We start from the raw sequence: 14175 nt of genomic DNA on the forward strand, positions 1-14175 counted from the left end.
CCGGACGTCGCGTCCGGGCCCCGCTCCGTGTTTCCGGCCGGGAAGGGTCAGCCCACGACCGTCCAGGTGTCCCCGCCGGCCAGCAGCGCCGCCAGGTCGCCGGTGCCGTGCTGTTCCACCGCCGTGTCCAGCTGCTGCGACATCTGGACGTCGTAGACCGGCCGTTCCACCGAACGGAAGACGCCGATGGGCGTGTGGTCCAGGGTGTCCGGGTCGGCCAGCCGCGACAGGGCGAAGGCCGTCGTGGGGGAGGGGGAGTGGGCGTCGTGGACGAGGATCTCGGACTCGTTGTCCGGGGTCACGTCGACGATCGTCAGGTCACCGGTGAGCCGGTCCCGGACGAGTCCGCGGGCGCCGCCCGCGCCGAACCGGATGGGCCGGCCGTGCTCCAGACGGATCACCGCCTCCTCGGCGGACTGCTTGTCCTTGAGGGTGTCGAAGGCGCCGTCGTTGAAGATGTTGCAGTTCTGGTAGATCTCGATCAGGGCCGTGCCGGGATGGGCGGCGGCCTGCCGCAGCACGTCGGTCAGGTGCTTGCGGTCCGAGTCGACGGTGCGGGCCACGAAGGACGCCTCGGCGCCGATCGCCAGGGACACCGGGTTGAAGGGCGCGTCCAGCGAGCCCATCGGCGTGGACTTGGTGATTTTCCCGACCTCGGACGTCGGCGAGTACTGGCCCTTCGTCAACCCGTAGATGCGGTTGTTGAAGAGCAGGATCTTCAGGTTGACGTTGCGGCGCAGGGCGTGGATCAGGTGGTTGCCGCCGATGGAGAGGGCGTCGCCGTCGCCGGTGACGACCCAGACGCTCAGGTCCCGGCGCGAGGCGGCCAGCCCGGTGGCGATCGCCGGGGCACGGCCGTGGATCGAGTGCATCCCGTAGGTGTTCATGTAGTACGGGAAACGCGAGGAGCAGCCGATGCCGGAGACGAAGACGATGTTCTCCCGCGCCAGCCCCAGCTCCGGCATGAAGCCCTGCACTGCGGCCAGGATCGCGTAGTCACCGCAGCCCGGGCACCAGCGCACCTCCTGGTCGGACTTGAAGTCCTTCATGGACTGCGCGGCCTGGGCCTTGGGGACGAGCTGGAGCAGTCCGTCGGCGGTGTCAGTCATGGATGGCCTCCCTGAGCGCCTCGGCGAGCTGCTCGGCCTTGAACGGCATGCCGTTGACCTGGTTGTAGGAGTGCGCGTCCACGAGGTACTTCGCGCGGACGAGGGCGGCGAGCTGGCCGAGGTTCATCTCGGGGATCACCACCTTGTCGTACCGCCCCAGGACCGCGCCCAGGTTGCGCGGGAAGGGGTTGAGGTGGCGCAGGTGCGCCTGGGCGATCGGCTCGCCGGCCCGGCGCAGCCGCCGCACCGCCGCCGTGATCGGCCCGTAGGTGGAACCCCAGCCGAGGACCAGGGTGCGCGCGCCGTCCGGGTCGTCGACCTCGATGTCCGGGACGTCGATGCCGTCGATCTTGGCCTGCCGGGTGCGGACCATGAAGTCGTGGTTGGCGGGGTCGTAGGAGATGTTGCCGCTGCCGTCCTGCTTCTCGATGCCGCCGATGCGGTGTTCGAGACCGGGCGTGCCCGGGATCGCCCACGGACGGGCCAGGGTCTGCGGGTCGCGCTTGTACGGCCAGAAGACCTCGGTGCCGTCGTCGAGGGTGTGGTTGGGGCCGGACGCGAACTCGACGCGCAGGTCAGGGAGTTCCGTCAGGTCCGGGATGCGCCAGGGCTCGCTGCCGTTGGCCAGGTAGCCGTCGGACAGCAGCATGACCGGGGTCCGGTACGTCAGCGCGATCCGGGCTGCCTCCAGCGCGGCGTCGAAGCAGTCGGCGGGGGTCATGGGGGCGATCACGGGGACCGGGGCCTCGCCGTTGCGGCCGTACATCGCCTGGAGCAGGTCGGCCTGCTCGGTCTTGGTGGGCAGTCCGGTGGACGGCCCGCCGCGCTGGATGTCGACGACCAGCAGCGGCAGCTCCAGCGAGACCGCGAGCCCCACCGTCTCCGCCTTCAGGGCGACGCCGGGACCGGAGGTGGTCGTCACGGCGAGCGAGCCGCCGAACGCCGCGCCGAGGGCCGCGCCGATCCCGGCGATCTCGTCCTCCGCCTGGAAGGTCCGCACACCGAAGTTCTTGTGCTTCGACAGCTCGTGCAGGATGTCGGAGGCCGGGGTGATCGGGTACGAGCCGAGGAAGAGCGGCAGGGCGGCCTGCCGGGAGGCGGTCACCAGACCGTAGGCCAGCGCCAGGTTCCCGGAGATGTTGCGGTAGGTGCCCACCGGGAAGGCGGTGCTCGCGGGGGCGATCTCGTAGGAGACCGCGAAGTCCTCCGTCGTCTCCCCGAAGTTCCAGCCCGCGCGGAAGGCCGCCAGGTTGGCGTTCATCACCTCGGGCTTGCGGGCGAACTTCTGCTTGAGGAACCGCTCCGTGCCCTCGGTCGGCCGGTGGTACATCCATGACAAGAGGCCGAGCGCGAACATGTTCTTGCTGCGCTCGGCCTCTTTGCGGGTGAGGTCGAATTCTTTGAGGGCTTCCACCGTCAGGGTGGTCAGGGGCACCGGATGGAGGCTGTAGCCGTCCAGCGAGCCGTCCTCCAGCGGTGAGGCGTCGTAGCCGACCTTCTGCATCGCCCGTCTGGTGAACTCGTCCGTGTTGACGATGATCTCCGCGCCGCGCGGCAGGTCCCCGATGTTCGCCTTCAGGGCGGCCGGGTTCATCGCGACCAGCACGTTCGGCGCGTCCCCGGGGGTGAGGATGTCGTGGTCGGCGAAGTGCAACTGGAACGAGGAGACCCCGGGCAGGGTGCCTGCCGGGGCCCGGATCTCGGCGGGGAAGTTGGGGAGGGTCGAGAGATCGTTGCCGAAGGACGCGGTCTCGGAGGTGAAGCGGTCGCCGGTGAGCTGCATACCGTCACCCGAGTCCCCCGCGAACCGGATGATCACCCGGTCGAGGCGCCGGACGGCCTTCACACCGCCCGGCCTGCGCTGTTCTCCCACGACGGTTCCGTCGGCCTGTTCCGTTGTCCTGCTGACCTGGCTGGTCACTGAACTGGACCTCCTTCGAGGCGGCTGTCCGGGGGCGGCCGTCCCACTGACCATCCCGCAATCAACCCTACGTCGGTTAGGGTCGCCTTCCCGTGCCGGCTCACATGATGGACGGCGTTCCGAGACGACCTGTCGCCCTGACTTGTCATGATTTTCTCTCCCGCTGACCGCCTTCCGGTTCCGACACGGTGCCGGCTCCGTCAGGAGTTCAGATAGGTCAGAACGGCCAGCACGCGCCGGTGATCCCCGTTGCTCTGGGACAGTCCCAGTTTGAGGAAGATGTTGCTGACGTGCTTCTCGACGGCTCCGTCGCTCACGACCAGCTGGCGGGCGATCGCCCCGTTCGTCCGCCCCTCGGCCATCAGGCCCAGCACCTCCCGCTCGCGCGGGGTCAGGCCGGCCAGCACGTCCTGCTTGCGGCTGCGCCCGAGCAACTGCGCGACCACCTCGGGATCGAGCGCGGTACCGCCCTCGGCGACCCGCACCACCGCGTCCACGAACTCCCGGACCTCGGCGACCCGGTCCTTCAGCAGGTAGCCCACGCCCCGGCTGGAACCGGCCAGCAGTTCGGTGGCGTAGCGCTCCTCCACGTACTGCGACAGCACCAGCACGCCGAGCCGCGGATGCGTCTTCCGCAGCCGCACGGCGGCCCGCACCCCCTCGTCGGTGTGCGTCGGCGGCATCCGTACGTCCGCCACCACCACGTCCGGCAACGCGCCCTGCGCGTCCAGATCGGCGATGGTCTTGACCAGCGCCTCCGCGTCACCGACGCCCGCGACGACGTCATGTCCGCGGTCGGTCAGCAGCCGGGTCAGCCCCTCTCTGAGCAGCACGGAATCCTCGGCGATGACCACCCGCACCCTGTCCTCCACGATCTCCCGGCCCCCCACACCCCGTCCGGCGTACATGCCTGCCCTGTCCGAAAGACCAGCATTCCAGCATTCGCGACGGCGCGCGGGGCGCTCATGGCAGGAGAGGGGTCAATTCGGCCGGGCCGACGCCTGGAGAGGCGCGGCCCGGCATCGGGAGAGAGGTAGCACGCGGGGACCGGAATCCGGGGGACGGGAGACCGGGGAACGGGACGCCGCGGGACCAGACGTCCGCGGGGCGCGAAAGCAACGGGCCTCAGCGGCGCCAGGGCAGCTCAGCGGTCACCCGGGTGGGGCCGCCCGCCGGCGAGTCCACCACCAGGATCCCGTCGACCGCGTCCAGCCGCTCGGCCAGCCCGGCCAGACCCGACCCGCTCGCCGTGTCCGCGCCCCCCACCCCGTCGTCCACGACCTGCAGCATCAGCCGGTCCTCGCTCCGCCACACGTCCACCGTCGCCGCACCCGCCCGCGCGTGCTTGCTGACGTTCTGCAGCAGCTCGGAGACCGTGAAGTAGGCGATGCCCTCGATCGCCGCCGCCGGCCGCTCCGCCAGATCGACCTCGACCCGCACCGGCACCGTGCACCGCGAGGCCACCGCCGACAGCGCCGCGTCCAGACCCCGGTCGGTGAGCACCGCCGGATGGATGCCCCGGGCGAGATCCCGCAGCTCCCGCAGCGCCGTCTTCACCTCGCCGTGCGCCTCGTCCACCATCCGCGCGGCCACCTGCGGATCCTCCCGCAGCTTCTCCTTCGCCAGCCCGAGATCCATGGCCAGCGCCACCAGCCGGGCCTGCGCCCCGTCGTGCAGGTCCCGCTCGATGCGCCGCAGATCGGCCGCAGCCGTGTCGACGACCGTCCCCCGGTCGGACTCCAGCTCCACCACCCGCGACGCCAGCTTCGAGGGCCCCAGCAGACCGTGCACCATCAGCCGGTCCACCAGCGTCAGCGCCCGCACGATCCACGGCGTCGCCAGCGTGAAGAGCAGCCCCACCAGCGCGGTCACCGTGATCTCGAACGGGTTGTCGAGGTAGACGCTGTGGTGCGCGTCGCCGTACAGCTGGAGGCCGTCCTGCCCGGCGTGCACCGGCAGCACCCAGAACCACAGCGGATACGTCAGCAGGGCCCAGCCGTACGCCCAGAAGTTCAGCGCGACGACGAAGGAGAACACCGACCAGGGGAACTGCAGGACCGCGTAGAGCAGATGCCGCCACGACACACCGCTCTTGAGCACCGCGCCGATCCACGCCGCCACCCCCGGCTTGCGCATCCGCAACGGCTCCGGATCCGCCACCTCGAGGCCCAGCAGCCCACGCGCCCGCGCCCGCTCCAGCGCTCCGAACCCGCGGCAGCCTGCGAGCGCCGCGGCCAGCACCGGGATCCCGACGAAGGTCACCAGCAGCCCGGCGCCCAGGGACAGCATCGTCACGGTCCACACGAACAGCGCCACACCGATCGGGAAGCCCAGCAGCACATACGCGAACTCACGCCAGCTGCGCGCCTCGAACGGTGCCCGCAGCACCGCCGGCACCCGGTGCCGGCGCTCCCCGTGGAAGCCGTCGTCGCGGCCGTGGCCGAACCCGTGGTCCTGACCGTATCCCTGCCCGTATCCCTGCCCGTGCCGGTACTCCGTGGCCATCGGTGCCGTCCCGTCCGTCCTGTGCCGTCTGTCCCTGCCCGTCCGCCAGGACTGTCCCTGGCGTACCTCCACCCTGCTCTGCCGCCGCTCCCCGGACCATGGAGCCCGTCTCCGTCTTGAACGGGGGGTTTTCCCTACCCCCGGTCCCGCCAGGGCAGCTCGGCGGTGACCGTCGTGGGCCCGCCCGCCGGCGAGTCGACGACGAACAGGCCGTCCACCGCGCCCAGCCGGTCCGCGAGCCCGCGCATCCCCGTACCGCCGTCCAGGCTCGCCCCGCCCCGCCCGTCGTCCTTCACCTGGATCAGCAGCCGGTCGTCACTGCGCCACACGTCGACCGAGGCGGTCCGCGCCCCGCTGTGCTTGCTGATGTTCTGCAGCAGCTCGGAGACCGTGAAGTAGGCGATCCCCTCGATCGCGGGCGCCGGTCTCGACGGCAGATCGGCCGTCACCTGGACCGGCACCGTGCAGCGCGAGGCGACCGAGGACAGCGCCGCGTCCAGCCCGCGGTCGGTCAGCACCGCCGGGTGAATGCCCCGGGCGAGATCCCTGAGCTCCCGCAACGCCAGCTTCACCTCGCCGTGCGCCTCCTCGACCATCGCCGCGGCCCCGTCGGGATCCTCCAGAAGCTTCTCCTTGGCCAGCCCGAGCCCCATGGCGAGGTTGACGAGCCGCGCCTGCGCGCCGTCGTGCAGATCCCGCTCGATGCGCCGCAGATCGGCGGCGGCCGTGTCCACCACGACTCCCCGGTCCGACTCCAGTTCGGCGATCCGACGCTCCAGCTCGTCGGAGGGCGACAGCAGACCGCGGACCATCGCCCGGTCCGCGTTCGTCAGCCCGCGGGCGATGAACGGCAGCACCGGCCACAGCACGAACAGCGACACCAGCACCGTGCAGAAGGTGAGCACACCCCAGGGCAGCCGGATGAAGTCGTACAGCAGGGTCCGCCAGCCCACCGGATCCTTCAAGGCCATGAACAGCCGCTGCGTCCCTCCGCCCCGCTTGCCCAACGGCAGCGGAGTCGGCTCCTCCACCCGCACCCCGAGCAGCGCCCTCGCCCGCGCCCGCTCCAGCTTCCCCAGCTGCCGCGCGCCCAGCAGCGTGGCCGCCAGCAGCGGGATGCCCACCACCGTGATCGTCAGCGCGGCGCTCACCCACACCGTGGTGACGACGTAGACGAAGCCGAACACCGCCGCCGGCAGATTCAGCAGGAGGTGCGCGATCTCCTTCCAGGTGTGACCGTCGTAGGCGAAGCGGACGGGCGGAAGCCGGTCGCGGTCTTCGCCGCCGTCGGCCTGACTGCTGCGGGAACGGGGAACAGGTGCGGTCATATGCGCCAGCGTGCCGTGTGCCGTGGCGCGACGCCATGGAGTTCGCCGCCGGGGCCACCCTGGGAAAACCCCACCGGCCGCTCCCGCCGCCCCCTCCCACCGCTCTCACCGCGTGACGGGCTGCTTACCGTGTCTTTATCAGGGCCTAGACTCCCGTGCGTACAGATCGTCGAATCAAGAGTTGACTGAGGTCACGACGCGGAGCCCGGACCGGCCCGCGGTCAGTCGAGGGAGCGAGGGGACCGACGATGCGGGAGACGGTGAACGGCGGACCGGCCACGGTCCTCGCCTCGGACTACTTCGCGTCCTACTCGGTCGTGGGACTGCTGACCCTGCTCGGCGTGCTCTTCGTCGCCGTCGCCTTCGGCACCGGCCGGCTGCTGCGCCCCGTGGTCCCCACACCGGAGAAACTCCTGACCTACGAGTGCGGTGTCGACCCCGTCGGCGAGGGCTGGGCCCACACCCAGGTCCGCTACTACGTCTACGCCTTCCTCTACGTCATCTTCGCCGTCGACTCGATCTTCCTGTTCCCCTGGGCGACGGTCTTCGCCGCCCCCGGCTACGGCGCCACCACGCTCGTGGAGATGTTCGTCTTCCTCGGCTTCCTGGCCGTCGGCCTGCTGTACGCCTACAAGAAGGGCGTCCTGACATGGACGTGACGCCGTCGGAGCCCGTGCTGCTCCCGGAACCCAAACGACTGGGCACGCTCGCCCGCCTCGCCCCCGAGCCGATGAAGGTCGTCCTGAACTGGGGCCGCCGGTACTCGCTGTGGGTCTTCAACTTCGGCCTCGCCTGCTGCGCGATCGAGTTCATCGCCGCGTCCATGGCCCGCCACGACTTCATCCGCCTCGGCGTGATCCCCTTCGCGCCCGGCCCCCGCCAGGCCGACCTGATGGTGGTCTCGGGCACGGTCACCGACAAGATGGCCCCCGCCGTCAAGCGCCTGTACGAGCAGATGCCCGAGCCCAAGTACGTCATCTCCTTCGGCGCGTGCAGCAACTGCGGCGGCCCCTACTGGGACTCCTACTCCGTCACCAAGGGCGTCGACCAGATCATCCCGGTCGACGTCTACGTCCCCGGCTGCCCGCCGCGCCCCGAGGCCCTCCTCCAGGGCATCCTCAAACTCCAGGAGAAGATCGCCGCGGAGTCCCTGGGCGAGCGCTACGGCACCTCGCGCCCGTCCGCCGCCGCCCTGCAGAGCGACCTGGTGCGGCCACCGGCCCCCGCCGCCGAAGAGGACCCGCGATGACCGCCCCCGCCGGCTGGCTCCCCGCACCCGTGGACGAACTCTTCGGCCCTGACGCCACCGCCGAGGAGTCCTACGAGGTCCTCACCGTCGATGTCCCTCCCTCCTCCTGGCTCACCGCCCTCGACACCGCCCGTGCGGCCCTGGGCTGCACCTTCTTCGACTGGATGAGCGCGGTCGACGAACCCGGCACCGGCTTCCGCGTCTGCGCCCACCTCGTCGCCCTCGCTCCCGTCCGCCGCCTGCTCCTGCGCACCACCGTGCCGCACACCGCCGCCGAACTCCCCTCGGCCGTCGGCGTCTACGCGGGCGCCCGCTGGCACGAACGCGAGACCCACGAGATGTTCGGCGTCCGCTTCTCCGGACACCCCGGCCTGGACCACCTCCTCCTCCCGGAGACCTTCGAGGGCCATCCCCTGCGCAAGGACTTCGTCCTGGCGGCCCGCGTCGCCAAGGCCTGGCCCGGAGCCAAGGAGCCCGGCGAGTCCGACCACGCCGGGCCCAGGCGCCGCCAGATGCTCCCTCCGGGCGTTCCCGACCCCAACGACTGGGGCCCCCAGAAGGGCCAGCTGCCCCCCGCCCCCGCGCGCCCGGCCCGAGCCGCCGCGGGCCGCCCCGCCGGCGACCGCCCGGCCCGCGCGGCAGGCGACCGCCCGGTACGCCGCGCCCGCACGGCAGCGGGGGGCTCGGCCAGCCAGACGACCGACGAGACGCCCCCGACCACCCCGACATCCGCCCCGGAACCGACACCCACCGGCACAGAGCCACCGGTCACGCCCCGGCGGGGGCGGAGCGCGAGCGAGGGGTCTGCTTCGCAGCGGGAGGTGTCTGCCGCGAAGCAGAACGCGGCCGGGGACGAGACCACGTCAGGCGGGAGCGCCGCGGGAGGCGAGTCCTCTCCGGGAGGCGAGACCGCCGGGGCGGAGCCGACGGCAGCCGCTCCCCGCGGGCCGCGCCGGGCCCGCACCGCGTCCGGAGGATCCGCGTCGCAACGCGCGCAGCACACGGCACCGGCGTCGAACCCTGCCATCCCGGCCCGGCCCTCGACGCCGCGCAGCCCCGACGCCCCCTGGCACCACGCCCGTCCGGCCTTCGACGAACCCGGGCCCGAAGAGGAACGGCGGGACACCACCAACGGGGTGACGGAGCCGACCGGGGTGACGGAGCCGACCGGGGCGACGGAGCCGGGTGGGTCGGCTGAGCCGGGTGGGTCGGCTGAGCCGTCCGGGCCCACCGAGGCGGAGTCTGTCCCGCCCGCCCCGCCCGCGGTTCCTGAGGAGGGCGAGGCGTCCCAGGCGTCGGAGGATGCCGGTTCCGAGTCCTCACGCCCCGACGCCGACGACGCCGGTGACTCCGAGGCCGCCCCTGGCTCTGGAGCCGCTCCCGAAGAGCAACCCGACCGACCCGCCCCCCGTGAAGAGCGCTCAGGAGGCCCGCAGTGAACGACGCCCTGGACGTCGTGTTGCGACTCCTTCTCGTGTTCGTCGTCTTCCTCACCTTCCCTCTGATCGTCGGTCAGACCGAGCACAAGGTGATGGCCCACATGCAGGGCCGTCTCGGTCCGATGTACGCGGGCGGCTTCCACGGCTGGGCCCAGCTGGTCGCCGACGGTGTGAAGTTCGCGCAGAAGGAGGACGTGGTCCCCGCGGGCGCGGACCGCCGCATCTTCCAACTGGCCCCCGCCGTCGCCCTCCTCCCGTACCTGCTGGTGCTGCTCGCCATCCCGATCGGCCCCGGCGAAGGCGCGGTGGGCCAGGTGCTGGACGCCGGCGTGTTCTTCGTGCTGGCCGTCATGGGCGTCGGCGTCCTCGGCTCGCTCATGGCCGGCTGGGCCAGCGCCAACAAGTTCTCCCTCCTCGGCGGTCTGCGTACCGCCGCTCAGCTCCTCGCCTACGAACTGCCCATGCTGCTCGCCGCCGCCTCCGTGGCGATGGCGGCCGGCACGGTCTCCCTGCCGGGCATCGTCGGTGCCTTCCACTGGTGGTGGCTGCCCTGGCAGATCACCGGCGGCCTGGTCTTCTTCATCTCCGGTCTCGCCGAACTCCAGCGGCCCCCCTTCGACATGCCCGTCGCCGACACGGAGATCATCTTCGGCGCGTACACCGAGTACACGGGCCTGCGGTTCGCCCTGTTCCTGCTCGCCGAGTACGCCGGGATCGTCGTCCTGTGCGGTCTGACCACCGTCCTCTTCCTGGGCGGCTGGCACGGCCCCTGGGGAGCCGACGGCCTCGGCTGGCTGTGGACCCTCCTGAAGACCGCGCTGCTCGCCTTCGTCGTGATCTGGCTCCGCGTGACCTATCCCCGGCTGCGCGAGGACCAGTTGCAGAAGTTCTCCTGGACCCTCCTCGTCCCCCTTTCCCTCGCCCAGATCGCCCTCACCGGCATCGTCAAGGTGGTGATCTCCTAACCGTGGCCCCCATTCCCGGCAGCGGCCTCGCCAAGGGCCTGGCCGTCACCCTGCGCACGATGACCCGGAAGACGGTCACCGAGCAGTACCCGGACGCTCTGCCCGAGCTCCCGCCCCGCACCCGCGGTGTCATCGGCCTGTTCGAGGAGAACTGCACGGTCTGCATGCTCTGCGCCCGTGAGTGCCCCGACTGGTGCATCTACATCGACTCCCACAAGGAGACCGTCCCGGCGGCGGCCCCGGGCGGCCGCGAACGCAGCCGCAATGTCCTGGACCGCTTCGCCATCGACTTCTCCCTGTGCATGTACTGCGGTATCTGCATCGAGGTCTGTCCTTTCGACGCCCTGTTCTGGTCACCGGAGTTCGAGTACGCCGAGACCGACATCCACGAACTCACCCACGAGCGGGACAAGCTCCGCGAGTGGATGTGGACGGTCCCGGCCCCGCCCGCCCTCGATCCCGGCGCGGAGGAACCGAAGGAGATCGCCGCCGCCCGGAAAACCGCGGACAAGCTCGCGGCCGCCGCTCAGGACGAACCGCAGGAAGGGGAGTCGTGAGCCCTCTCGCCCAGGCGCCGCACGGCTTCCTGTCCCCGACCGGTGTGGAGATCGCGTTCCTCCTCGTCGGTCTGGTCACCTTCGGCGCCGCCCTCGTCACCGTCACCACCCGCCAGCTGGTGCACGCCGCCCTGTGGCTCGTGGTCACGCTCGGCGGTCTCGCCGTCGAATACCTGCTGCTCACCGCGGAGTTCATCGCCTGGGTGCAGGTCCTCATCTATGTCGGTTCCGTAGTCGTCCTCCTTCTCTTCGGTCTGATGCTCACCAAGGCCCCGATCGGCCGCTCCCCGGACGCGGACTCCGAGAACCGCTGGACCGCGCTCGCCGTGGCGGTGGCCGCCGCGGCCGCCCTGGTCTGGGTGGTCGTCGACGCCTTCCGCACCACCTGGGTCGACCTCGGCGGTCCCGCCGCCGGCTCGACGAAGGTCACCGGCGAGAGCCTGTTCCAGAACTGGGTGCTGCCCTTCGAGGCACTCTCCGTCCTCCTGCTCGCGGCCCTGGTCGGCGCGATCGTCCTGTCCCGGAAGACGAAGGCGGACCCGGCCCCGCCCCCTGTGAACGGCCGGCCCGTCACGCAGAGTTCCCCTCCCGTCACCAATCCGGGGATTCACCCGATCGAGCGGGACACCGTGCGACGAGTCACCGAGCGGCGAGGCACCGCGGGGCGAGGCACTGAACAGGAAGCCGCCGAGCCGCAGGACACCGAGCAGGAAGGCGCCCGCTGATGCACCTCGCCTATCCCGCCGTCCTCTCCGCGCTCCTCTTCTGCACCGGCCTGTACGGCGTCCTCGCCCGCCGCAACGCGATCCTGGTCCTGATGTCGGTCGAGCTGATGCTCAACGCCGTCAACCTCAACCTCGTCGCCTTCGACGTGTGGCTGAACAAGGCCGCCCGGGACACCCTGCACTCCGGACAGGCACTGACCCTGTTCACCATCGCCATCGCCGCCGCCGAGATCGGCATCGGCCTGGCGATCGTCCTCGCCGTCCACCGCAACCGCGGCACCTCCGACATCGACCGGCTCCGCGACACCGCCGAGGGCCACGAACACGGCACGCCCACGCCCCCGGACGGGACGACCGGCGAGAAGGCGGAGGCCACCGCGTGACCACGATCCACCTCGCCGCCCTCGTCCCCCTCCTGCCCTTCCTCGCCGCCGTGGCCGGCCTGCTCGTGGGGCGCTCGGCACCCGGTTTCGTCCGCCCGCTCGCGGTCCTGCCCGCGCTCGCCGCGCTCGCGCTGGCCAGCACGGTCGCCGTGGACCAGAGCGGCGGCCGGGCCGTCGAAGCCCACACCCAGCTGACCCCGACCGGCTCGGTCCCGATCGAACTCGCCCTGCACATCGACGGCTTCGCCGCCCTCGTCGCGGTGCTGGTCGCCTTCGTCGCCACCTGTGTGCAGATCTACTCGACCGGCTACCTGCGCGACGACCCCCGCTACCCGTCGTACGCCGCCCTCGTCTCCCTCTTCACCTCCGCGATGCTGCTGGTCGTCTACTCCGGCGACCTGATCGTCCTGCTCGTCGGCTGGGAGGTCATGGGCATCTGCTCCTACTTCCTGGTCGGCCACTACTGGGAGACGCCCGAGGCCCGCGCCGCCTCCGTCAAGGCCTTCCTGGTCACCAAGCTCGGCGACGTGCCGTTCCTCATCGGCCTGTTCGCCCTCGCCACCGACGCCGGTTCGTTCCGCATCAGCACGATCCTCGGCACCGTCGCCGACGGCGGACTGCACCACCCGACCCTGGTCGGCCTGCTGCTCCTGTGCGGCGTCGCGGGCAAGTCGGCGCAGTTCCCGCTGCACACCTGGCTCCCCGACGCGATGGCCGGCCCGACACCCGTCTCCGCGCTGATCCACGCCGCCACGATGGTCGCCGCCGGTGTCTACTTCATCGCCCGTCTCCTCCCGGTCTTCGAGGCCAGTGCGGCCGTGATGGTCGTCCTCGCCGTCATGGGCGCCGTCACCATGGTCGGTTCGGCCCTCGCCGCGCTCGCCCAGGACGACATCAAACGCGTCCTCGCCTACTCGACGATCGGCCAGCTCGGCTACATGACCGGCGCGCTCGCCGTCGGCGACCGCGGCGCCGCCGTCTTCCACCTCCTGTCCCACGGCGCCTTCAAGGCGCTGCTGTTCCTCGCCGCCGGCGTGGTCATCCACGCCGCGGGCACCAACTCACTGGCCGTCATGTCCCGCACCTCCGGACTGCGTCAACGCGTCCCGGACGCCTACTGGACGATGACCGTGGCACTCCTCGCCCTGGCCGCGATCCCGCCCTTCAGCGGCTTCTTCTCCAAGGAGTCCGTCCTGGGCGCCGCCGAACGAGCGGCCGAAGGCCACACCGCGCACGCCCCCGGCAGCGCCGGCTGGATCGTCCTCGTCGCCGGCCTGGTCACCGCCCTGCTCACCGCCGCCTACGCGACCCGGCTGTGGCTGCTCGCCTTCCGGGGCCGGGGCACCGAGGCGCCCGACCACGGTCGGCAGCCGCTGTCCATGATCGTGGTGCTGTGGGTCCTGGCCGTGCCGTCCCTCGCCTTCGGCGGCTTCGCCTACCGGTCACTGCCCGGCTGGTTCGACGGCCGCGACCTCACCCCCACCCTCACCACGTCGGTCCTCGGCACCGGCCTCGCACTCGTCGGCGCACTCCTCACCTACGGGGCGTGGACGCACACCAGGACACAGGCCGCCGGCGCCCCGCTCGGAGCCGTCGCCGCGCACCCCGAGGGCGACGCCGCCCTCGTGGAGGCCGAGGCGATCGCCACCCACGAGCCCGCCTTCGGCGACATCGCCTACGCACCCGACCCGGCGGACCCCGCCCGGCTGCTGCTCGGCCCGCTCCGCCGGCCCGCCGCCGCGGGCTTCCACCTGGACGCCGTGTACGACGCGCTGTTCGTCCGCCCGGTCCTGGCCGCCGCCGGCCTCGTCCAGTTCCTGGACCGCGAGGTCGTCGACACCTACGTCCGCGGCGCGGCCGCCGCACCCCGCCTGCTCGGCGCCGCCGTACGCCGCGCCCAGACCGGCAACGTCCAGACCTATGTGAGCGCGCTGCTCGCCGGCACCGTCGTCCTGGCGGTCGCCGTCCTCCTCGTCGCCACGGGAGCGTGAGCA

13 protein-coding genes are annotated in these 14175 nt (G+C 71.6%); 8 read left to right on the forward strand and 5 right to left on the reverse strand.

Translation table 11 applies throughout. The annotated features are described in order from the left end of the window. Positions 1–47 precede the first annotated feature (47 nt). The 5 genes from ACIRQ9_RS03765 to ACIRQ9_RS03785 all read right to left on the reverse strand — a co-directional run bounded on the left by ACIRQ9_RS03765 (position 48) and on the right by ACIRQ9_RS03785 (position 6863). Entirely contained in the window at positions 48–1109 is a 1062-nt protein-coding gene (locus ACIRQ9_RS03765) for a 2-oxoacid:ferredoxin oxidoreductase subunit beta (protein WP_404166825.1), read from the reverse strand. Further along, positions 1102–3030, reverse strand: coding sequence for a 2-oxoacid:acceptor oxidoreductase subunit alpha (locus tag ACIRQ9_RS03770; RefSeq protein WP_404166827.1), 1929 nt, complete (start codon positions 3028–3030; stop codon positions 1102–1104). Before ACIRQ9_RS03770 ends, ACIRQ9_RS03765 begins: the two co-directional genes overlap by 8 nt. A 200-nt stretch (positions 3031–3230) precedes the next feature. Further along, the gene (locus tag ACIRQ9_RS03775; protein WP_404166828.1) at positions 3231–3938 is read right to left on the reverse strand and encodes a LuxR C-terminal-related transcriptional regulator; all 708 of its coding nucleotides are present in this window, start codon (positions 3936–3938) and stop codon (positions 3231–3233) included. Between the two features lie 217 nt (positions 3939–4155). Further along, positions 4156–5535, reverse strand: coding sequence for a sensor histidine kinase (locus ACIRQ9_RS03780; protein WP_404166830.1), 1380 nt, complete (start codon positions 5533–5535; stop codon positions 4156–4158). Between the two features lie 134 nt (positions 5536–5669). Beyond that, positions 5670–6863: a sensor histidine kinase gene (locus ACIRQ9_RS03785; protein ID WP_404166832.1), complete on the reverse strand. Its 1194-nt coding sequence runs from the start codon at positions 6861–6863 to the stop codon at positions 5670–5672. Positions 6864–7111: 248 nt separating this feature from the next. On the opposite strand from ACIRQ9_RS03785, the gene ACIRQ9_RS03790 reads away from it, so the two are divergent. Genes ACIRQ9_RS03790 through ACIRQ9_RS03825 form a run of 8 tightly spaced genes read left to right on the forward strand, consistent with a single transcriptional unit; the run spans position 7112 to position 14172 of the window. Further along, positions 7112–7522, forward strand: coding sequence for an NADH-quinone oxidoreductase subunit A (locus ACIRQ9_RS03790; protein WP_351937508.1), 411 nt, complete (start codon positions 7112–7114; stop codon positions 7520–7522). Then, positions 7513–8112, forward strand: a complete 600-nt coding sequence (locus ACIRQ9_RS03795; RefSeq protein WP_404166834.1) for an NADH-quinone oxidoreductase subunit B — start codon at positions 7513–7515, stop codon at positions 8110–8112. Before ACIRQ9_RS03790 ends, ACIRQ9_RS03795 begins: the two co-directional genes overlap by 10 nt. Further along, positions 8109–9551 (forward strand): NADH-quinone oxidoreductase subunit C, encoded by a 1443-nt coding sequence (locus ACIRQ9_RS03800; RefSeq protein WP_404166836.1) that lies wholly within the window; start codon positions 8109–8111, stop codon positions 9549–9551. Before ACIRQ9_RS03795 ends, ACIRQ9_RS03800 begins: the two co-directional genes overlap by 4 nt. Next, positions 9548–10516: an NADH-quinone oxidoreductase subunit H gene (locus tag ACIRQ9_RS03805; RefSeq protein WP_404166838.1), complete on the forward strand. Its 969-nt coding sequence runs from the start codon at positions 9548–9550 to the stop codon at positions 10514–10516. The genes ACIRQ9_RS03800 and ACIRQ9_RS03805 overlap by 4 nt, the downstream gene beginning before the upstream one ends. Positions 10517–10518: 2 nt before the next feature. After that, entirely contained in the window at positions 10519–11073 is a 555-nt protein-coding gene (locus ACIRQ9_RS03810) for an NADH-quinone oxidoreductase subunit I (RefSeq protein WP_351937512.1), read from the forward strand. Further along, entirely contained in the window at positions 11070–11798 is a 729-nt protein-coding gene (locus ACIRQ9_RS03815; RefSeq protein WP_404166840.1) for an NADH-quinone oxidoreductase subunit J, read from the forward strand. The genes ACIRQ9_RS03810 and ACIRQ9_RS03815 overlap by 4 nt, the downstream gene beginning before the upstream one ends. Then, positions 11798–12181, forward strand: coding sequence for an NADH-quinone oxidoreductase subunit NuoK (nuoK, locus tag ACIRQ9_RS03820; RefSeq protein WP_404166842.1), 384 nt, complete (start codon positions 11798–11800; stop codon positions 12179–12181). Before ACIRQ9_RS03815 ends, nuoK begins: the two co-directional genes overlap by 1 nt. Beyond that, positions 12178–14172: an NADH-quinone oxidoreductase subunit L gene (locus tag ACIRQ9_RS03825; RefSeq protein WP_404166844.1), complete on the forward strand. Its 1995-nt coding sequence runs from the start codon at positions 12178–12180 to the stop codon at positions 14170–14172. The genes nuoK and ACIRQ9_RS03825 overlap by 4 nt, the downstream gene beginning before the upstream one ends. Positions 14173–14175 lie beyond the last annotated feature (3 nt).

Source organism: Streptomyces sp. NPDC101237 (genome assembly GCF_044767465.1).
Classification (GTDB): Bacteria; Actinomycetota; Actinomycetes; order Streptomycetales; family Streptomycetaceae; genus Streptomyces; species Streptomyces gramineus.

Coding starts and splice junctions, on each gene's coding strand:
- ACIRQ9_RS03765 (WP_404166825.1), bottom strand. CDS start 1,109: ATGACTGACACCGCCGACGGACTGCTCCAGCTCGTCCCCAAGGCCCAG.
- ACIRQ9_RS03775 (WP_404166828.1), bottom strand. CDS start 3,938: ATGTACGCCGGACGGGGTGTGGGGGGCCGGGAGATCGTGGAGGACAGG.
- ACIRQ9_RS03780 (WP_404166830.1), bottom strand. CDS start 5,535: ATGGCCACGGAGTACCGGCACGGGCAGGGATACGGGCAGGGATACGGT.
- ACIRQ9_RS03785 (WP_404166832.1), bottom strand. CDS start 6,863: ATGACCGCACCTGTTCCCCGTTCCCGCAGCAGTCAGGCCGACGGCGGC.
- ACIRQ9_RS03790 (WP_351937508.1), top strand. CDS start 7,112: ATGCGGGAGACGGTGAACGGCGGACCGGCCACGGTCCTCGCCTCGGAC.
- ACIRQ9_RS03795 (WP_404166834.1), top strand. CDS start 7,513: ATGGACGTGACGCCGTCGGAGCCCGTGCTGCTCCCGGAACCCAAACGA.
- ACIRQ9_RS03800 (WP_404166836.1), top strand. CDS start 8,109: ATGACCGCCCCCGCCGGCTGGCTCCCCGCACCCGTGGACGAACTCTTC.
- nuoK (WP_404166842.1), top strand. CDS start 11,798: ATGCACCTCGCCTATCCCGCCGTCCTCTCCGCGCTCCTCTTCTGCACC.